Below are 20,125 nucleotides of genomic sequence, written 5' to 3' on the forward strand. Positions count from 1 at the left end.
TAAAGAGGAACTCAGTGGAAATGCGATGAGAAGGAAACTTCCGAAATTCGGTGAACGGGCCTTACTTCTGATCGTAAAATGGGAAGAGCTGCTTGATCTCGGTGGCGCTGGGGCGGCGGCCGTATTCGCAGACTTCGAAGGTCTCGGCGTACTTCACGGCTTTGCCTTTTTCTTCGCCGTAGAGCTTGATGAGGAGGTCGCGGAATTTGTCGGCTTCGCTGCTCTGACGGGCACCCCAGCGGCGTTTGAGCCAGGCGCGGCGAGCCACTTCATCGGTGGCGGGCGGGACGTCCTTTTCGACGTATTCGGCGGAGCCGCTGGCGCCGCCTTCGTAGGCCTGGGAGGTGAGCTCGTGGAGGCCGTCGAGCTTTTGGTCGAAGGAGTCATCCACACTGACGGCGATGTCCGGGGTGAAGGGGTAGGGCTTTTGGAAGCCGTCGCTGGAGTAGAGGAAGACAGGGTTCTTTTTCAGCGGCGGGATTTCCGGGCAGATGAAGGGGACGGTGACCATGAAGGCGGCGTCTTGAAGAAGGACGCCGACATAGCGGTGGTCAGGGTGGTAGTCCCAGGGGCGGTGGGCGATGACGATGTCGGCCTTCCACTCGCGGATGATGCGGGTGATGAGCTTGCGGTTTTCCAGCGAAGGGAGAAGCTCGCCATCGTGGATGTCGAGGACCTGGGAGGTGACGCCGAGTTTTTGGGCGCAGGCTTTGACCTCGGCTGCGCGGCGCAGGGCGAGGGGGCCACCGGCTTCCTTCCAGTGGCCGATGTCGCCATTGGTGACGGAGACGAGTTTCACATGATGGCCGAGGCGGGCCCACTTCACCGCCGTGCCTGCGGTCTTGTACTCGGCGTCATCGGGATGTGCGCCGAAAACGACGATGCGGAGCTTGCCGTCGTCCTTTTCCTCCGCGTGTAGGTGGAGTGTGGCGAGGCAGATGACGAGGGAGAGAAGAGAGCGAATCATGGCGGGAAGGGTACGGTGCCATGATGCAATCTCTCTCTTGTGCGGAGGTCAGTTGAAGATGAGTCTGAATGACGGCTGCGCCGGATTTCGGGCGCAGCCGATCCTGTGATCATACCCACGGATGCCAGCGGCAGGGGGGGACGGGACACGTTGCAGACGCTGCTGGAACCCGGCGTGATGCTAAGACGTGCTGGGTTTGCCAACCCGTAATGCCTGCCATACCCAGGGTCGCCTCGCTTAGGCTCGGCTGACCCTGGGCTGAATCCACAGCCCCTTCAGGGCTGGTGTGAATCAGGATGTTTGAGGCAAAAAGAGAACGAACCTGCTTTTCAGCAGAGCATGTTATTTTCAGCCTTCCTCGGCCTTCGGTTCCGGCAGCATGAAGCCGATGATGAAACTGAGAACGACGATGACCGTGGCGACGATGCCTGCGGCTTTGGCGACATGCATGGGGAGCATGGGGCCGGTGCCGGCGAGCATGGGGGCGACGAGATTGGTGGTGACGAAGGCCATGCTGGTGCCGATCATGCGGCCGCCGACGTTGGTGGCGAAGCTGCCGCCGGTGCCGCGCAGGTGCATGGGGAAGACCTTGGGGAGGTATTCGCCGAAGTAGCTGAACTGGGCGACGGTGAGCAGGCCGCAGATGCCGTAGGCCAAGAGGAAGGCAGTGCCGCCCTGCTCGAAGTAATAGAAGTAGGTGAGCGGCAGGATGATGAGGGCGGGGATTTGGAAGATCTTCAGCAAGGCGACGCGGCTGATGCCGACGATGAGGAGGATGGCGAGCGCGATCCGGCCCACGAGGCCGCCCATTTCCTGGTAGAACTGGACGGTGTCGGCCATCTTTTTGACTTCATCGTTGATGGGCTTTTGCTGGCCGAAGTTGGCCTTGATCTGAGCGACAAGCTCCTTACGGGCGGGGTCTGTGGCAGGGAGTGCATTGAGCTGCTTGTTGAGGTCTTCACCGGCCTTGCGCAGGGGTGCAAGGGCTTTGGACTGGGCTCTCAGCTCCGGCAGGCCGGGGGTGACGCGTGCCACGGTGACCTGAAGGGCACCGAAGGCGATGCCGTAGGCGCAGGCGGAGAGGGCGGCGGTCACGAGGGTGACACGGCGAAGCTCAGGTGCAAAGAGAGCGGCGAAGCTGGGGCGCTTGAGCGTGCCTGCGGCTTTCTTTTCCTTCCAGGCCTGGGATTCTGGCACGAAGGGCAGGAGCAGTGCGATGGGGATGGCGGGGAGGATGCCCGTCATGAGGAGGTAGCGCCAAGTGGAGGGGTCGTTTGATCCGAGGCCGGCGGGGAGGCCGATGTGAGGGAGATCGACGCCATGCTTGTTGATCCAGACGCTGACGAGGGTGACGAACACACCGCCGAGGGAGGCAAAGGCCTGGGTGATGCCCATCCATTTTTCCTTCTGCTTCCTGTCTGAGAAGACCTCCGCGAGCCAGGTGATGGCGGCCACGAACTCGACGCAGACGCCGATGAAGGTGGTGCTGCGGAAGAAGACGAACATGCCGAGCGAGGTGGAGTAGGCTGCGCAGAAGGGGGAGAACGAGTAGAGGAAGATGCTCAGGGCCATGATCTTCTTGCGGCCGAACTGATCGACCAGCCAGCCACCGAGCAGACCGAAGATGCCGCCGCAGAGGGCTGCGATCCAGAGGAGATTGCCCACCCAGCTGGTGACGATGGGATTGTTCATCGGGAGCTTGAGAAGTTCGGCGATGGCCGGCGCAGCCACGAGGGGCGTCATCAGCAGCTCATAGGTGTCGAACAAGAAGCCAATGCTGGCGATGATGATGATGAGCCAGTGAGTGAGGGTGATTTTGGGTGCGGGAGAGGACATGGCGGGGCGATGCTGTCAGGAGATGGGAGGCAAGTCAACGGACTGCGTGGGGGGAATTCATCATTTGGATGGTCATTGGGTCGAAGTCCTACAGATGTCGTATTTTTGGATCGACAAATCCGACACATGTCGTCAAACTCGCGAAATATGGCTAAAAAATCACTGCCTCCGCTTTCCGCCGCCGAGCAGGCGCTGATGGACATTCTCTGGAAAAAGCACCCGGCGAGCGTGCTGGAACTGCTGGAGGCGGTGAACCAAGGGCGAGGCGAGCCGGTGACGCGCAACACGCTGCAAACCCAGCTGACGCGGCTGGAGGCGAAGGGGTGGATCAGCCGTGATGACTCCAGCCGCAGCCACTCTTATGAACCAGCGGTGCCGGAGCAGCGCGGCCGCACGAGCGTGCTGGCGGATCTGAAGCAGCGGTTCTTTGGCGGGAGCAATCTGGCGCTGGTGCGCTGCCTGGTGGAAAGCGGTGAGATCTCCGAGGAGGAACTGGTGGAACTGCGAAAGCTGGTGCGTGGCAGCAGCGCGAAGAAAGGAGAGGAGTCATGAGTGCGGAGACGATCGCGTGTCTTAATTACGTGGTGCACAGCCTGGTGATAGGTGCTGCGGCGTGGCTGCTGGTGCGGTATGTGATCCGCGATGCGCTGCGGCGCTGCATTCTGGCGAATCTGGCGGTGTTGATGTGCTTGTATACGCCCTTTGACATCAGGGTGCAGGATCTGCTGCCGAAGAAGGAGGAAAGCGTGCCGGTGTGGACGCCGATCCGAGAGGGCTTTAAGGCGGACTGGCGAGTGAGCGTGGCACCGGCGAGTGCTCCAAAGACAAGCAGCGCGATCAAGACACGAGGCTGGGATGTGAATGATGGGGTGAGGGGGATGCGGTGGCTGGCGTGGATCGTCACTGCGGCTATGCTGCTGAGGCTGCTGGTGCAAAGTGTCGGGGTGCAGCGGTGGGTGTGGGGTTTGAGGAAGCCTTCCGATGTCGAGCATGAGAAGCTGCCTGCTGACCTGAATCCAGAGCGTGTGTGTGTCTTTGACCATGAAGGCTCGCCGTGTGTGGCGGGCTGGTTTTTTCCGGTGATCGCGGTTCCGGCCTCCGCGTTTGAGAAACTCACAACCCGGCAGTGGTGCTGGCTGCTGCGGCATGAGGGGGAGCATCTGCGGCTGCACGACACGGTGGCTGCGCTGCTGCAAAACATGGTTCGCGCATTCCTGTGGTGGAACCCGTTTGCGCATGCGCTGGTGGAGGAACATGCCCAGGCGCGCGAGGAGATGTGTGATGATGCTGCGGTGGGCGGCGAGCGTGAGCATACGGCCTATGCGGACTTCCTGCTGGAGTGTGCGGCGAGGCCGGGGCCGCAGCAGGCGTGCGTGATGCCGATCGCGTATTCGCGGCCAGCACGGCGGCTGAAGGCCAGACTGGTGGCGCTGATGGAGGCGCAGGGTGTGAGGAAGAAGGTGGGGGCACTGTTTGTGCTGGCGCTGGTGGCTTTTGCGATCATTGCGCCGGTGATTGCGGGCTCGTTTGGCATTGCAACCGCGGCGGCGCAGGAACCGGGGAATGCTGTGAAGGCCAAGGCGGATGATGGTCGAATGCACACACGGGCGTACAGGGTGGCACCGAACTTTTTGAGCCTAGGTGATCTGCAGTCGGATCCCTTTGCTGCAGGCAAGGGGGAAACAAAGGCGGTCTTTGGAAAATCGGCCCGTCAACTTTTGGAGGATCGGGGCGTTCCTTTTCCGGAAGGAGCCAGTGCCCTTTACAATCCGGTGACCTCACAACTGATCGTGCGGCATTACAAGCAGGCACTCGATCAAATTGAAGCCATCATCGACCGGCTTAGCAAGCGGACACCCCTGGTGTGCTTTCAGTGCAAACTGATTCAGGCAGACAGTTACTTTGGAACGCAGGGTGGCATTTTAAAGCCTGATGAAGCCAGGGAACTGTGGCGGCAGGTGTCGCAAAAAAAGGGCATCGAGCTGGCAACCCTGCCGGCTGTCACGACGAAGCTTGGGCAGGAGGCCATCAATGAAATTGTGAAGGAGGTGCTTCCCGAGAAGCAAACGGACGCGACTACCGGAAATGCTCTCAAACTCGTCGGACCGAGCCTCAAGCTGGCCGCCAATCTGGCGGGGGATGACAAAGCTCTGGTCGCAGCCAGAGTGGATCTGGGCGTCGACCCCGATGGGGTGCAACCGTGGCTGCCTCAAAAAGGGGACAAGCCGGTTTGGGACCGAGTGCAAATTTACACAGCGTCCGCACAGGGGGAGCTGGCGAGCGGTGAGACCCTCGTGGCGCATCTCGCAACCTCGAAAAAACACGTCACCGTGCTCATTACGGCTGAAGCGCTGAATCCGACCGGGCAGAAGGCGGTCAGTTTTGAATCGACCGCGACGATGCAGCCATCGAGCACAGGCATCGACGTGCCGGACAAAAGGGTGAACGAATGGGGTCAGCGCGTGTACCGGGTTCCCCCGAATTTTTCAAAAGACAAGCCGCCGATGGAGGTGCTCCAAGACGCAGGCATTCCATTTGAAAAGAACGCCTCAGCGGTGCTCAAGGATGGAAAACTCACGGTGCGTAACACCAAGCCCAAGCTGGATCTCATTGAGATCTGGATCATGCAACTCCACGAGGCTGCGGTGAAAAAGAGTGTTTTCGTCACTGTGCAGGCGGCAGAGATGAGGGGCGATTTTTTAAAGCTGATGGAAAACTGGCTGCCGCCCCAGCCCGATGCCCCAAAGCCAGCCGTGAACACGGACCCGACGCTATTGTCTTTAGGCGCGTCACGGCCGCCGGAAATTTTACCGATGTTTATCTTGGCGGGGATTTTCTCCCCGGATCAGTTTAAGACGGTGATGAAGAAGATCGCCGTTACCAATGCGAAGATCGAAAATTTGGTGCTGGATGGCCAATCGAAGAAGTACAAGATGCCGGCCGCGCTGGGTGGTGCCGATGTGAAGGTGGAAGCACAGATTGGCGGGGATGGGAACACGATGGAGCTCATCATTAACTATGATGAGAGCGGGACTGCAGAAAGAGGTGTCAGGCGTTTCTCCACCGGGGTGAGCATTTGGGACGGACAGACAGTCGTTCTGGCCGCCCAACCGAATGAAGGTGTGTCGCGCTTTCTGTTTATCACGGGAAATATGATCGCGAGACAGATCAAGGAAGAGGCGGGGAAAAAGTAAAATCAGGTTTTGCCGCAAACAGGGGGAGCCTTCATCATGCGGGACCATGATGCATGACCTCACCTCCGCCCCTGTCACTGATCCGACCAGCATTTACCGTTATCGCGACTGCCTGTACGGGGCGGACATGGTGACGGCGGCGTTGAGCGTGGATTTCTTCACATGGCTGTCTGCTAATCCATCTTCGCTGGCGGGGATCTGCGAGCACTTTGGTTTTAAGGAACGTCCGGCGGACACGATGATGACGCTGTTTGCGGCGAACGACTGGGTGAGGAATGTGGGCGGGGTGTTTCACACGACGGAGGTGGCGCGTGAGTTTATGTGCGCGGGGCCGGTGTGGGATGTGAGGCCTTATTTTGCCTCGCTGCATGACCGGCCGATTGCGCGCGACTTTTTGGAAGTGCTGAGGACAGACAAGCCGGCGGGGTGGAGCGGAGACAAGGCGGCGTTTGACTGGCACAAGGCGATGGAACAGGAGGACTTTGCGCGAAAATTTACGGCGGCGATGGACTGCCGAGGGGTGCTGCTCTCGCAGGCTTTGGCGAAGAAGCTGGATCTCACGGGGCGCAGCTGTGTGCTGGACATCGGCGCAGGATCGGGTGTGTATGCGTGTGCGATCACGGCGCAGCACAAGCATATGAGAGGGGTCGCGTTTGATCAGGCGCCGGTGGACCGAATCGCGAGCAAGCTGATCGAGGAGCGTGGCTGTGCGGAGCGTGTGAGCGTGGCGACGGGGAACATGGTTGAAGGCATGCCTGCAGGATGTGACGTGCATCTTTTTTCCAATGTGCTGCACGACTGGGGTGTGGCTGAGGTGGAGAAACTGCTGGCGGTTTCACATGCAGCGCTGCCTGCGGGCGGACTGCTGATCATTCATGATGCGTTCATCAATGCGGACAAAACAGGACCGCTGCATGTGGCGGAGTATTCATGCCTGCTGATGCATGCCACGCAGGGGAAATGCTACAGCACGGGCGAGTATGCGCAGCTGCTGGATAAAGCAGGATTTACGCCTGGCGAGTATCATGACACGATCATTGCGCGTGGATTCATGACTGCGATCCGGCGTTAAAAATTAAATTGTGCAAAGAAAGCGACTTGTCGTATCGTCTCTGAAATTGCTTATGAAATTCTTCACTCTGCTATCCATCCTTGCTCTCGCCGCTTCAGTGCGTGCTGAAACCACACTCACGATGACCGGTGTGCACAACTGCTGCGGCAGCTGCGCCAAGGGAATCACCAAAGCCGGCATGAGCGTCGGCAGCGATGTCACCGTGACCGTGCCTGACAAGGGAACCACCGTGACGATCGTCTCGAAGAAGAAGGGCGATGCGAAGAAGGCTGCGGAGGCGATCATTGCCGCAGGCTACTATGGCAAGATCGAAGGCGAGGAATCCGCGAACAAGCCAGCGGTGGCCGCGAAGCCTGAAGCGAAGATGACGAAGGCCACCGTGTCCGGCGTGCACCTCTGCTGCAAGAAGTGCGAGATCGCCGCTGCTGATGCGGTGAAGACCGTCGCGGGCATCACGAAGACCGACATCGTCGCGAAGGCGACTTCATTCACTGTCGAAGGCGAGTTCACCAAGTCTGAACTGGTGGCCGCCCTCAATGCCGCCGGCTTTGCCGGTGACATCAAATAACTACCGCAACCAACAACGAGCGGGGCCGGGGTTTGCGAAAGCGGCCCCGGCTTTCTTTTTGTGCCTTTAGCAGGCTGAGCGCAGAATGCGAACGAGCTCCTCGTGGCTGAGGGAAACCGGGTTTGCCTTCATGCTGCTGGCGGCCGAGGCTTTGCGGGCGATTTCATCGAGGTCGCTGTCTGCGATGCCCCACTGGCTGAGTTTGGGAATGTGGAGGCGGGTTGTGAGGCTGTGAAGATAGGGGATGGCATCGCCGCCGAGCATGGAGTCCACCTGGGTGAACCTGGAGCGGTCCTGCACGCGGCGGGAGTTGGCTTCCCACACGGGTGCGAGCAGCGCGGCGCAGACCGCGCCATGCGGGGCGTGAAACATGCCGCCAATGGGTGCGGCGAAACCGTGGACGGCGCCGAGGCCGGCATTGGCGAGTGCGATGCCGCTATTCAGAGCGCAGAGGGCCATGTCTTCACGGGCGTCGATGTCGCGGCCGTTTTCAAAGGCGCGCTCCAGAGAGTGCACGGCGCGCTGGATGCCATCGAGGCAGAGGGCGTCGGTCATGGGCTGGGCGCGGGAGCAGACGAAGGCTTCGAGGCATTGCGTCAATGCGTCCATGCCGCTGGCGGCGGTGACGGCGGGTGGGACATCGGCGGCGAGTTCGGGATCGATGAGCGCGATGCGCGGCAGCATGGAGATGTGGCGCAGGCTGGCTTTGACACGGTGCTCCGTGCTGGCGATGACGGCATTGCGCGTGGCCTCGGCGCCGGTGCCGGCGGTGGTGGGCACGGCGATGAAGGGCACTGGGGAGGCGTCGAGCGATCTGCCTTCGCCGATGACCTCGATGTAGCGCATCAGCCCGGCGGGCTGCGTGCTCATGGCAGAGATGGCCTTGCCGGCATCCACCACGCTGCCGCCGCCGATGGCGACGATGACGTCGGCACGCAGTTCCTTGGCGAGTGCGACGCCAGATTCGATGTCCTGAACGGTGGGCTCTCCGCTGACGGAGTGGATGCCCACGTGGGGAAAGCGGTCCGCCCACTGCTGCGGACGGCTGCCGGCGATGAGCAGTGTGCGCTGGCCGAAGCTGCGGCAGAGATCCGGCAGCTCGCGGAAGACGCCACGGCCGAAGATGATGCGCTGGGCGGTGGCGAATTCGAAACGGTTCATCGGCTCAGTGTCATGACGCACTCGAGGTGCTTGGTCTGCGGGAAGAGATCAAAGGGCTGAACGGTGCCGAGCTTGAAACCGGCCTCGGTGAAGAGGACGAGGTCGCGCATCTGGGTGGCGGGATTGCAGGAGATGTAAACGACGCCTTTGGGACCGAAGGCGAAGAGCTGCTGCAAAAACTCGGGGCTGCTGCCTGCACGTGGCGGGTCGATGATGACCACGGTGTCGGCTCCGGCATGCGGGACGTCTTTGAAAACGTGCTGGGCATCTGCGGCCATGAAGCGGCAGTTGGTCAGGCCGTTGATCTCGGCGTTGTGAGCGGCTTTTTTGACGGCGGTTTCGGAGATCTCCACGCCGATGACCTGCTCAAAGTCGCGCGCGGCGCTGATGGCAAAGAGGCCGCTGCCGCAGTAGGCGTCCACGAGATGCTTTGCGCCGGTGGCCTTGGCCTCGTCGATGGCATGGCGGACGAACTTGGGAAGGATGAAGGGATTGTTCTGGAAGAAGTCGCCTGCCTGGAACTCGAAGCGGACGCCGTCCACATCTTCGACGGCGATCTCGTCTGGGCGGGTGAGGACGCCGTTGCTGGCGGCTCGCATGAGGAGGGTGGCGCCGTTTTTGAATTCGGCGGAGCTTGCGCGGGCACGTGCGCGCACGGCGGCGAGCTGGTCATTCAGCTGCGGCATGGCGATGGGGCAGTGCTCCACATCGACCATGGCATTGCGGGTGCGTGCGCGCAGGAAGCCGATGGCGCCGATGCCTCCCTCTTTGGGGCGGTGGAAATGGGGGGTGATCTTGGAGCGGTAGCCGTACTGAACGGGGGAGGGGATGACCGGGCAGACGGGATGCTCGATCCTGGCCATGTGGCGGAGGAGGTCGGCCACCTGGCGCTGCTTGGAGAGGAGCTGCTCCTCATAGGAGAGGTGCTGGTACTGGCAGCCGCCGCACTGGCCAAAGAGCGTGCACTGGGGTGCGACACGCTGCGGCGAGGGCTCGATGACGGAGACGAAGTCGGCCTCGCTGTAGTTTTTGTGATTGCGGAAGACACGGCACTTCACCAGCTCGCCCACGAGGGTGAAAGGCACGAAGACGACCCAGCCGTCCACGCGGGCGACTCCGGCGCCCTCGTTGGTGAGGCTCTCGATGCGGACATCCAGCTCCTGGTGGTAGGCGAAGGGGTGGGGATTGAATTTGCGCGGCGGTTGCATGCGTCGCGTCAGTTGTTTTTCACCGGGTCTTCCAGTGTCATGTAGGTGCGGCCGATGACGGAATCGTCGGCGGGATTGATGGTTTCAATCCGCAGTTCCTTGAGCGTGGTGGCGCCTTCCACCTTCTGAACTTTCGTGACCTGGTAGCGTTTCACGATTTTGCTGTTGCGGTCCCAGGCGGCCATTTTGGCGGCGCCGCCGCTGCCCTGATGGACCCAGAGGTCAACGGCATGGTAAGGGCCGTCTTTGCTCGGGTTGGTCACGCGGACGCGCCAGCACTTCTGGCCGCTGACGCGGTCGTCGCCCATGAGCTGAGGGCGGGGCCAGTAGAGGAAGCCGAGGGAGAGGTCCTCGTAGTTGAACTCCATGCCGCGCACCTTGTTGCCATGCTGACTGGTGGGCACGACGGAGGAGCCGCCCTGGCGCACCTGGTAAAGGGTGGCGGGAGAGGTGTTCATGTCGAGGTGGACGATCTCAGGCGGCGGATTTTTGAAGAGGAAGCGCATGACGCGGTCCTGCATGGTGAGCGTCATGGGTTCGACGCGGCCGGTGGCATCGTCGCGGAGCTGGCCATTCATTTTGTAGTTTTGCAGGGCGTAGCTGTTCTGCACGATGCGAATGATCTCCTCGGCTGTCTTGGGCTGGGCCTCTTCGGCACGCAGGACGGGGGCCAGCAGCAGCAGCGGTAGCAGGTAAAGGTGTTTCATAAGGGTGGGAGGTTGGTGACGACGCTTTGACATGCGCACGGCGTACTCTATTCAATGCGCCCAACCATCATGCCGCGCCAGCGCTTTCTCATAGCCGCCCTGGGCCTGCTCACGCTCTGGCGCTGGGCGCTGCTGCCGACGCTGGAACTCGCGCCGGACGAGGCGCTGGCGGTTTTTCGGGCCAAGCATGGCGAATGGCTGAGTTTTTCCGAGATCGGGCCGCTGGTGCCGTTGTTTGCCAGGCTGGGCATGGCTATTGGCGGTGCGGGGGAGTTTGGAGTGAGGTTTTTCGCGCCGCTGCTGGCGCTGGCGGCGGTTTTGCTGGTGTGGAAGCTGGCGAGAGAGCTGTTTGATGAGCAGATTGCGGGCTGGGCGGTGGTGATCGTGAATGTGCTGCCCGGTTTCAATCTAGCCGCGGTGACACTGACGCCGGCGACATGTGCCTGCGTGCTCGTGCCTGCGGCGGCACTGTGTGTGCGCCGTGTGCTGCGGCAGGCAGAGTGCCAGCGTGCATGGTGGTGGGCGACAGGCTGTGTGGCAGGGGTGGGGCTGGCGCAACCGCCGGCCTCGGCCATGATGGCGGCGGTGTGCTGCGTCTTTGCGCTGCCTGAGCCGCTGCGGCAGCACCTGCGGGGGCCTGGTTTCAGAAAGATCATGGCGGTGTGGACGACGGTGGTGCTGTGCTGGCTGGGCTGGCAGGGAGGGCATGGCTGGCCGAGCTTTGCCGCCTGGCAGTGGCTGCCGGAGTGGCGGCTGATTCCGAATGCAGTGCGCTGGATGGTGCTCGCCTCCCCGCTGCTGCTCGTGCTTTTTGTGCTGGCGGTACGTGCGGGGGTGGCCGGCGGCATGCTGCAATCCCACCGCAGCCTGCCGCTGGCAATGCTGCTGCCGCTGGCGGTGGCGGACTTTTTTTACGGCCCGAATGAGTGCTGGCCGGACACGGGCGGCGTGGTGTGGATGCTGTTTGGGGCGATGCTTCTCGCGCATCGCAGCACTGTTGCCCGTGCGGCGGTGATCGAGCAAAAGATCAGCCTGCGAACAGTCACTCTGATGTTTGCGGCGCTGCAGAGCGCCTTTCTGCTGCAAACGGACCTGCCGCGCACTCTGGGGCTGCGCTGGCCTTTTGCGCATAAAACCGGCCCGGTGACGGACTGGGCGAGGACATTGAGCGCGGACCCGTCCGGGAGTGTGCGTGGCTGGCGTGAGAGTGCCAAGGTGGTCTCTGCCGTGCTGGAGCAGGCAGGCGGGACGGGGAAGTGGTTTGTCATTGCGGATGGGTGGCCGCTGGTGGCCGAACTCGACCACTACCTGGGCCAGGCGGAAAAGGTGCAGTCTGCGCTGAGCGATCTGAGCTCCTTTGCAGGTCGCAGTGCGCTTTTTGTCACGGAAGAGCGAAGCGCGAAGGGGGTGCCTGAGCTGCTGAGAAAACGCTTCCAGCGCACGGAACTGCTGTCGGTTGTGCGGGTCATGCATGCCGGGAATGAGGTGCGCTGGCTCAAAATCTTCGCTTGCCACGATTATCGTCCGCCCGACTTTTGACGCCCTTTTCGCCCGCCCATGCCCTCGTCTCCCGCCATCTCCGTCGTCGTGCCCCTTTATAACGAGGAGGATAATGTCGTGGAGATGCAGCAGCAGATCGACAAGGCGCTGAGCGGGCATGATTATGAGCTGGTGCTGGTGGATGACGGCTCGAAGGACCAGACGCTGGCACGGGTGCAGCGTGGGGAGAGGGTGCGGGTGATTGTGTTTGAGAAAAACAGCGGGCAGAGCGCAGCGATGCACGCGGGCATTCACTCTGCGCTGGGGGATGTGATCGTGACTCTGGACGGCGACCTGCAGAACGACCCGGCGGACATTCCGGCGATGATCGCGAAGCTGGACGAGGCGCCGGGGTACGACCTCGTCTGCGGCTACCGGGCCAAGCGCAAGGACACGACGTTCAAAAGGCTGCAGAGCCGGATCGCCAACTTTGTGAGGTCGCGCTTTGTGGGAGACCATGTGAGGGACACGGGCTGCACATTGAAGGTCATGCGACGCGACTGCCGGGAGGCGCTGCTGCTTTTCAATGGGATGCACCGCTTCATCCCAGCCCTGATCCGGAACATGGGCTGGCGGGTGACGGAAATGCCGGTGAACCACCGTCCGCGCATCCATGGGGTGAGCAAGTATGGCTTTGGCAACCGCGCGCTGCGGGCGACGATGGACATGTTTGGCGTGCGCTGGTTGAACAGCCGGCGCACGCGCTATGTCATTCGTGAGGACCGGCGTGGCTGATGCGTTTCTGTTGTTGACGAGACAACCGCTTCGCAGCCATGCTGTGACACAGCACCAAGGATGAACCTACGCGAACAACTGCGACAACTGCTGCCCGAAATCCTGCCGCATGATCCTGCGGACTCGATCAAGGGCACCGAACTCATCCGCCTGGTGCGTCTGCGCCTGGGTGACGGCTACAGCGACGCGACGCTGCGCTACCATTTTTCCATTCTGAGCTACGACCCGACCTCACCCATCGCGAAGGTGGACCAGGGCCAGGGGTACTACCAGCGGCAGAAGAAAACGCTCTCCGGCAGCAACGGCGTGACGCGGCAGGGGCTGTTCGACAGTGAGCTGGGGGAGAGCGACCAGTGCTGGTCGCGCTACCTGAGGATGGTGGCGATCTATGAGAGGCTGTGCCTGCAGCGCTCGCGCTACCCTTTCCTGCTGAACCGCAACAGCAGCGGGACGCCGAGCATGGAGGGTGAGTGGGACATCCCTGATCTGGTGGTGGCTGACTGGGACCTGGACACGGGCAGTGATGATGCGCCGCGATTTGATGCGGCGATGCTGGACCTACGCCGCCACCTCGGAGGACCCGTAGTGGGTCTGGCCGGGGTGCAGCTCAAGCTCAGCGTGGCGCCGGACACCTTCAGCGCCGACTTTTTTCAGGCGCTGAGCGCCACACGCTGGACGCTGCAAAGCGAGATCGTGATCGCAGAAGGTCTGAATGACGAGGCGCTGGTGGATGCGCTGCGCAGCCTGGGGCATCAATTTGGTGTGGGGATCTGCAGCCTGGGCATCCCGCTGACGGTGCTGGATGACCTGCCCTCGGCCAAGGAACTGCGGGCGATGAACGCAGCGGAGTTTGAAGCGGTGCACAACCTGCTGCGCATCCAGAAGATCACGCTGCCGACCTCGCGGCAAACCATCGACTGGCCGGCGCTGAACACGCTGCGCAAGAAGCATGAGTCCGTGGCGGATCTGGTGAGGTGGCTCTCCGAGTGCCTGGCAAAGCGGCAGCCTGAGTGGGTGGGCGGTGTGGTGAGGTGAGAGCCAGACACGGCCATGCATCACGCCAAGGAAGAACTGCTTAACGTTCTCAAAGAGACGAGGGAGCTGATGGTGCTTCCAGAAAACGACTTTGTCTGGTCAGGATGGGATGGCATCGCAGAGGCGTTGGAAGAGTTTGATGCTTTGGTGGCAGATGTGGAATCAGGCCGCCGCTGCGATCTCATGAGGCTTTCCGTTTTATATGCCCCCACGGGTTCCATTCAAGAAGTCAGCATCAGCAGTGGCTGGGGGCGGGAATTCTGTGATGTGGCGGCACGATTTGATGCGGCTTTGGCAGCTTATCGGCAGGATGTCCAAATTGGAATGAGGTAATCGCTGTTTCTGCAGGGAGATTGCTGTGCAAATGAGGGAAATGATTTCATTTTCGAAGACGTTTCCTGAAGCTCCATGACCCGACGCGCCTTTCTCACCTCTGCAGCCGCCGCATTAGCAGCTGCGCTGCCTTCGTCGGCTGCTTTGCAGGGAAAGAAGATGGGCATCGTGATCCACTCGTACTGGAAGCGCTGGCAGGGGAAGTATTCGAACATCAAATACCCGCCGTTTGAGCATGCGCTGGATGTGCTGGATCATGTGCGTGATTTCGGCGTGGGGTCGCTGCAGACGCTGGTGGGCGGGTGGACGAGTGAGTTTGCGGGGAAGGTGCGCGCGACCTGTGAGTCGTACAGCATGAATCTGGAAGGGAGCATCACGCTGCCGAAGAATGAAAGCGATGTGGGGCGGTTTGAGCAGGAGGTGCGCACGGCCAAGGAGGCGGGGGCGGTGATTTTTCGCTCTGCGACTGGTGGCAGGCGCTATGAGCTGTTTTCCAGCCTGGAGGATTTCAAGCACTGGAAGGAGGGGGCGTTTAAGTCGATGCAGCTCGCGGAGCCGGTGGCCAAACGGCATAAGGTGAAGATTGGGATTGAGAATCACAAGGACTTCCATGCGGCAGAACTGGCGGAGATGCTGGGGCGGCTGAGCAGCCCGCACATGGGTGCGTGTGTGGATACGGGAAACAGCATCGCATTGCTGGAGGACCCGATGACGGTGGTGGAGACGCTGGCGCCGTTTGCGGTTACCACGCATATCAAGGACATGGCGGTGCAGGAGACGGCGACGGGCTTTCTGCTGGCCGAAGTGCCGCTGGGAGAGGGGATTCTGGATCTGCCGCGCATGTTTGCGCTGTTTGAGAAATACAACCCGCAGGTGAACTACCTCCTGGAGATGATCACGCGTGATCCGCTGGACATTCCGTGCCTGAAGCCAGCCTACTGGGCCACCTTTCCTGAGAAGCCCGGCACGGAGCTGGCGCGGACGCTGACGATGGTGCGAGAGCGCAAAGCGGAGAAGATGCCGAAGACGACGGGACTGAGCCTGGAAGCGGCGCTGGAGTTTGAGGAGACCAACATTGTGAAATGCCTGCGGCAGGCGGGGGAGAAGTATGGATTTACGCCTTCGCTGAAAGCGAAGGATGCGAAGAAGAAGGACGAGCATTGAGTGGCGGCTCAGGTCGCAGGCTGGGGGGGATGTCGAGAGCCTGTCGATGCTTCCACGCATTCTTCGACAAACCGCCCGGCTGCGAGGTGGCTCGTACGCCGTGGTGTTTGCCGTGCGCTGATGGACGGGCGGGCTGTCGCCACATCCATCCTACGAGCTGGCATGATGCGCCGTGCCGGAAGCGCTCTGCCTGGAAGCGTGGTCTTTGATATTTTTGCGTCTTCTTGCGGCCATTCCTCATCGCATCCAAGGTGAGCAGTCCGTGTCCGAACTTCTTCCAACTGCCGCCTCCACTCCCATTCACGACGCCAAGATGGCGTTGCAGAAGTATTTTGGCTTTCGTGAGTTTCTGGACGGCCAGGAAACAGTGATGGCGAGCATCCTGAGCGGGCGGGACACGATGGTGATCATGCCTACAGGGGGTGGCAAATCGCTGTGCTACCAGCTTCCGGCGATGGTGATGGACGGGGTGACGGTGGTGGTGAGTCCGCTGATCGCGCTGATGAAGGACCAGGTGGATGCGCTGGAGAGGCGTGGGATACCGGCGACGCTGATCAACAGCTCGCTTTCGCTGGGAGAGCAGCAGGAGCGGATCAATGCGCTGCGTCAGGGAGAGTACAAGCTGGTGTATGTGGCGCCGGAGAGGTTTCGAAGCCGTGCGTTTACGAATGCGCTGCGGCAGGTGCAGATCGGGCTGTTTGCAGTGGACGAGGCGCACTGCCTTTCGCAGTGGGGGCATGATTTCCGCCCTGACTACATGCGGCTGGGAGAGGCGCTGGCGCAGCTGGACCGGCCGCAGGTGGTAGCCTTGACTGCGACAGCGACGCCGGAGGTGCGGGGGGATATTTTGCAGACGCTGGCGCTGCGGGATCCGTTTGTGACGATCCGCGGATTTGAGCGGCCAAACCTGAGCCTGAACATCGCACATACGAAGTCGAACGCGGACAAGTATGAACGGCTGAGGAAGATCATCACGCAGTTCAAAACGGGGATTGTGTACTGCTCCACGCGCAAGCGTGTGGAGGAGGTGGGCGAGGAGCTGAGGTCATGGAAGCTGAAGGTGATCGAGTACCATGGCGGGCTGGATGACAAGGAGCGCGAGTCGAGGCAGACGAAGTTCATCACGAAGAAGGCGGATGTGGCCGTGGCGACGAATGCTTTTGGCATGGGCATCGACCGCTCTGATGTGCGGTTTGTGGTGCACTTTGATGTGCCGGGCAGCGTGGAGGCCTACTACCAGGAAGCAGGCCGTGCGGGGCGTGATGGCGAGCCTTCGCAGTGCGATCTGTTTTTTAATTTTGCCGACACGAAGACGCAGGAGTTTTTCATTGATGGCAACAATCCGAGCGTGGACATCATCCGCAGCGTGTACCAGGCGCTGCTGAACGCGGCGGACTCGAATCACGAGGTGCAGGCGTCGATTGATGAGATCACGGAGCGCGCTGGTGCGAAAAACAGCATGGCGATTGGCTCGGCGCTGAGCTACCTGGCCCGCAACGACTACATCGAGCGTTTTGACATTCCCGGCAAACGCATCCGTGGCACGCGGCTGCTGCAGCCGAATGTGCTGACGCGGGATCTGCAGTTTGACACGGAGGCCCTGCGCGAAAAGGACCGGCGCGACCGCTCGAAGCTCAAGGCCATGGTGGAGCTCTGCTACGACGACAAGGCCTGCCGGCAGGAGCAGATTTTGCGCTACTTTGGCGAGAGCGAGAGCACGCCCTGCGGGACCTGCGATGTGTGCCGTGCCGAGGGCGTGCAGCCTCCGCGCGAGGGCGGGGCGGACGAAGTCACGATGCTGAGGCAGGCGCTGAGCGGCATCGCGCGAATGTCCGTGAGGCTGCCGGATGGCACCTGGGAGGGGCGCTTTGGGAAAGGGCGGATCATCCAGATGCTGGTGGGCAGCAAGTCCAAGGAGATCGTGGACGCGGGGCATGACCAGCTCACGACGTATGGGCTGCTGAAGGATGTGGGCACGCATGCGCTGCACCCGCTGTTTGCTGAAATCGAGAAGCTCGGGCTCATCGAGACGAGCAGCGGAGAGTACCCGAAAGTCACGCTGACCTCACGCGGAGCGGAGGTGATGAAGAAGGGGCTGAATGTGAAGATGCGCTGGCCTTCGATGCAAGCACCGGTGACGAAGCCGAAGGGCAAGACGGCGATGAACGAGGAGCTGGCGGCACGCGAGCTGGGATTTGACGATGCGCTGTTTGAGAAGCTCAAGCACCACCGCACCGCCGTGGCGGAGGCCGAAGGAGTGCCGCCGTACATCATTTTCAGCAATCAGACGCTGGAGTTTATGACGCGGCTCAAGCCCAAGACGACCGAGGCGGGGCTGAAGATCCGCGGTGTGGGTGAGAAGAAGGCGAAGGAGTACCTGCCGGAATTCATCCAGATCATCAAGAAGCACGGCTGAGCCGGGACTCAATACCTCTGCGCCGGCCGCTTCAGGATGCGTGCTCTTTGAATGATGTCAGACGGATGCTCCGGGGTGCCGCGGTCCATGAAGTTTTCGATGCTCCAAGAGGCGTCGAGAATGGAGCGCACCTGGCTGCCGATGGTGGGTGCGGGGCTGAGATAGTCGTCGATGCCTGCGACGGCTTTGTACACGACGGACATTTCGACCACGAAGAGGTCGTCCAGGCGGTAGAACTCACTGCCGGTGAGCAGGCCGGAGCCGGTCTGGCCTGTAGGGGCGGCAGGTGAGGCGGGGCGCAGGGTTTTGTAGAGGCGTGCGCGGCTGACGGGAAATTCGAGGCTGTGCAAACGGCGCTCATAGTACTGAAGGCGGCCGTGCTCATCGCGTGGCAGCATGCTGCAGCCTGCGCTGGCGAGGAGGAGCCAAAGAAGCAGGAATGCGTGACGGCGGTTCATGGGACCAAGGTGCCGACAGCGCGCCGCGAATCAACCGCACTCTCACTCAGACTTTGCCGCAGTGCTGAAGTGTGTCGCTTCGACGGTGCCAGGGATGGCGGTGAGGAACCGGTGAAAACCGGTTCCGGCAGGGAGTCTGGAGGCAGCCTCTGAAAGCGCTTCATGGGCGGCCGCGGCATCGGGGTGCTGCAGGGTGGTGGTGGCAAGGGCGAGGACATCGCGCGCGGAGGGATGGGCCGATGAGGCGACGAGGAGCTGCTGTGCGCGATGTGCTGCGGGAACGTCATCCAACTGGACAGCGAGTGCGGCGATATGCCTCAGCGTGGGCTCATCGAGCTGGCCGACGGGAATGGACTGAAGGGTGTCGAGCGCCTGACGGGGCTGTGCTGCGGAGACCTGGCATGCGGCGAGCTGCCTCATGGCAGTGACATCGCCTGGAAAGCGTTTGAGAAAGCCCTGCCAAAGCATGGTGGAGGCGGCTTCTCCACGGAGGGCCATGTCGATCTGTGCGAGCATGCGCCAGCCTTCGCGGTCATCGGCCGAGGACTGGAGATGGGCGGTGAGGAAGGCGCGTGCGGCAGCCGGGGCATCGCCCTCTGCAAGGGCTTGCGCCAGCTGATGGGGGGGGAAGCGGTGCTGCAGGCTGGCGAGCACCGCGGCGAGCTCCCTGCCACGCCCGAGCTGAGCGACGAGTGCATGCAAGCGGGCCAGCACGTGGGTCTCGCCAAGGGCGGCGAGGCGGAAGAAAAACTCGCAGGCGATGCTGCTCTGATGGTTGAGATCGGCGATGCAGGCACCTTCTGCCAGCCAGTGGCGATAACCGGCGTCAACGGATGGTTTTGCAGCGAGGTCTTTCAGAGAGAGCTGATGGTCCGGCGAGGCGCGCAGCTGGCGCTCGATCCATGGCATCAGTTCGGCGGACTCTCCTGCGGCCCGTGTGGCAAGGAGAGCGCGCTGCATGAGGCGAGCGGGGATGGCGGCTCCGGCTTTCAAGGCACGGAGAGATTCGAGCGTGACACGGCTGGCCTCGGCATAACGGGAGCCTTCGAGCAGGAGGGAGATCTGAAGGTCGAGGGCGGCTTCGCGCTGAGCTGCATCCAGGCGTGAGGGAGTCTCGCTGAGCCAGTCCTTGACGACACGAAGGGCTGCGGCCGGGCGCCGGGCGGCGCGTGCCGCTTCGATGAGAGCGAGCGCATGCTGCCATGTGGCGGAAGGGAATGCGCAGACACGCTCATGGATTTCGATGGCCAGGGTGCGTTCGCCCGCTGCCGCGGCCTGAGAGGCGAGCAGTTCGAGCGCCTCGATCTTGTGGGGCTCTGAGATGCGATCGCCAGAAGCGGAGAGGAGAAGGCGGCTGTCCTCGATGAGCGGAGCATCTGCGCGGGTGAGCTCAACAAAGACAAGTGCGGTGTTGAGCGGGGATGGCGTGTTGAGAGGGCCCTCGCGTACGGTGAGCTGGCGCAGCCGCTGCTCGGGGGCCGCCTTCAGCCAGGCGTGAAGCGCTTCGACCTGATGGTCAGGAAGCAGTGCAAGCTGAAGCACCGCAGGCTGCTGGAGGTGAGCGGGGGCGCGGGCCAGGCTGGAGGCGATGGCTGTGCGTGTGTCTGCCAGCAGAGGATTGACCCCTGAGGGGGCCGGATCATCCGCATGCAGGCGCCAGCCCCAGGCGGCGGCGAGCAAAGCGTAGGCGGCAATGAGACTGAAAGCCTGACGGGGACTGAGACGCATGAGA

The 20,125-nt window shown here is 61.8% G+C and carries 17 protein-coding genes; 10 read left to right on the forward strand and 7 right to left on the reverse strand.

Annotated elements, in window-relative coordinates:
- Positions 1-61: 61 nt before the first annotated feature.
- Together ACFQDI_RS16790 and ACFQDI_RS16795 are read right to left on the reverse strand one after the other, a co-directional pair.
- Complete coding sequence (locus tag ACFQDI_RS16790) at positions 62-967, reverse strand: PIG-L deacetylase family protein (RefSeq protein WP_377168854.1); 906 nt, start codon at positions 965-967, stop codon at positions 62-64.
- Between the two features lie 348 nt (positions 968-1,315).
- Positions 1,316-2,803 (reverse strand): MFS transporter, encoded by a 1,488-nt coding sequence (locus tag ACFQDI_RS16795; RefSeq protein WP_377168856.1) that lies wholly within the window; start codon positions 2,801-2,803, stop codon positions 1,316-1,318.
- 147 nt (positions 2,804-2,950) lie between these two features.
- Between ACFQDI_RS16795 and ACFQDI_RS16800 the strand changes: the two genes are divergently transcribed.
- The 4 genes from ACFQDI_RS16800 (at position 2,951) to ACFQDI_RS16815 (ending at position 7,637) form a co-directional block, all read left to right on the forward strand.
- Positions 2,951-3,355, forward strand: coding sequence for a BlaI/MecI/CopY family transcriptional regulator (locus ACFQDI_RS16800; protein WP_377168858.1), 405 nt, complete (start codon positions 2,951-2,953; stop codon positions 3,353-3,355).
- An 80-nt stretch (positions 3,356-3,435) separates the two neighbouring features.
- A complete protein-coding gene (locus ACFQDI_RS16805) occupies positions 3,436-5,997 on the forward strand; it encodes a M56 family metallopeptidase (protein ID WP_377168860.1) in 2,562 nt (853 codons plus the stop codon).
- Positions 5,998-6,043: 46 nt separating this feature from the next.
- Positions 6,044-7,069, forward strand: coding sequence for a methyltransferase (locus ACFQDI_RS16810; RefSeq protein WP_377168862.1), 1,026 nt, complete (start codon positions 6,044-6,046; stop codon positions 7,067-7,069).
- A 52-nt stretch (positions 7,070-7,121) separates the two neighbouring features.
- Positions 7,122-7,637, forward strand: coding sequence for a hypothetical protein (locus ACFQDI_RS16815; protein WP_377168864.1), 516 nt, complete (start codon positions 7,122-7,124; stop codon positions 7,635-7,637).
- Between the two features lie 66 nt (positions 7,638-7,703).
- Here ACFQDI_RS16815 and ACFQDI_RS16820 read toward each other — a convergent pair whose 3' ends face one another.
- The 3 genes from ACFQDI_RS16820 to ACFQDI_RS16830 are packed head-to-tail and all read right to left on the reverse strand — an operon-like array spanning position 7,704 to position 10,713.
- Positions 7,704-8,798 (reverse strand): iron-containing alcohol dehydrogenase, encoded by a 1,095-nt coding sequence (locus ACFQDI_RS16820; protein WP_377168866.1) that lies wholly within the window; start codon positions 8,796-8,798, stop codon positions 7,704-7,706.
- Positions 8,795-10,006, reverse strand: a complete 1,212-nt coding sequence (locus ACFQDI_RS16825) for a class I SAM-dependent RNA methyltransferase (RefSeq protein WP_377168868.1) — start codon at positions 10,004-10,006, stop codon at positions 8,795-8,797. The genes ACFQDI_RS16820 and ACFQDI_RS16825 overlap by 4 nt, the downstream gene beginning before the upstream one ends.
- An 8-nt stretch (positions 10,007-10,014) precedes the next feature.
- A complete protein-coding gene (locus ACFQDI_RS16830) occupies positions 10,015-10,713 on the reverse strand; it encodes an outer membrane lipoprotein-sorting protein (protein WP_377168870.1) in 699 nt (232 codons plus the stop codon).
- Positions 10,714-10,767: 54 nt separating this feature from the next.
- On the opposite strand from ACFQDI_RS16830, the gene ACFQDI_RS16835 reads away from it, so the two are divergent.
- The 6 genes from ACFQDI_RS16835 (at position 10,768) to ACFQDI_RS16860 (ending at position 17,935) form a co-directional block, all read left to right on the forward strand.
- Entirely contained in the window at positions 10,768-12,252 is a 1,485-nt protein-coding gene (locus tag ACFQDI_RS16835; RefSeq protein ID WP_377168872.1) for a glycosyltransferase family 39 protein, read from the forward strand.
- 18 nt (positions 12,253-12,270) lie between these two features.
- Positions 12,271-12,987 carry a glycosyltransferase family 2 protein gene (locus tag ACFQDI_RS16840; protein WP_377168874.1) on the forward strand — a complete coding sequence of 239 codons (717 nt, stop codon included), beginning with the start codon at positions 12,271-12,273 and terminating at the stop codon, positions 12,985-12,987.
- Positions 12,988-13,047: 60 nt separating this feature from the next.
- Positions 13,048-14,022 (forward strand): hypothetical protein, encoded by a 975-nt coding sequence (locus ACFQDI_RS16845; protein ID WP_377168876.1) that lies wholly within the window; start codon positions 13,048-13,050, stop codon positions 14,020-14,022.
- A gap of 15 nt (positions 14,023-14,037) precedes the next feature.
- Entirely contained in the window at positions 14,038-14,355 is a 318-nt protein-coding gene (locus tag ACFQDI_RS16850) for a hypothetical protein (protein ID WP_377168878.1), read from the forward strand.
- 75 nt (positions 14,356-14,430) lie between these two features.
- Positions 14,431-15,519, forward strand: coding sequence for a sugar phosphate isomerase/epimerase family protein (locus tag ACFQDI_RS16855; protein WP_377168881.1), 1,089 nt, complete (start codon positions 14,431-14,433; stop codon positions 15,517-15,519).
- Positions 15,520-15,781: 262 nt separating this feature from the next.
- Complete coding sequence (locus ACFQDI_RS16860; protein ID WP_377168883.1) at positions 15,782-17,935, forward strand: RecQ family ATP-dependent DNA helicase; 2,154 nt, start codon at positions 15,782-15,784, stop codon at positions 17,933-17,935.
- 8 nt (positions 17,936-17,943) lie between these two features.
- On the opposite strand, the gene ACFQDI_RS16865 is transcribed toward ACFQDI_RS16860, so the two are convergent.
- Together ACFQDI_RS16865 and ACFQDI_RS16870 are read right to left on the reverse strand one after the other, a co-directional pair.
- Positions 17,944-18,393: a hypothetical protein gene (locus ACFQDI_RS16865; protein ID WP_377168885.1), complete on the reverse strand. Its 450-nt coding sequence runs from the start codon at positions 18,391-18,393 to the stop codon at positions 17,944-17,946.
- Positions 18,394-18,435: 42 nt separating this feature from the next.
- The gene (locus tag ACFQDI_RS16870) at positions 18,436-20,121 is read right to left on the reverse strand and encodes a tetratricopeptide repeat protein (RefSeq protein WP_377168887.1); all 1,686 of its coding nucleotides are present in this window, start codon (positions 20,119-20,121) and stop codon (positions 18,436-18,438) included.
- Positions 20,122-20,125: the final 4 nt, after the last annotated feature.

Source organism: Prosthecobacter fluviatilis (genome assembly GCF_042655725.1).
Taxonomy (GTDB): domain Bacteria; phylum Verrucomicrobiota; class Verrucomicrobiia; order Verrucomicrobiales; family Verrucomicrobiaceae; genus Prosthecobacter; species Prosthecobacter fluviatilis.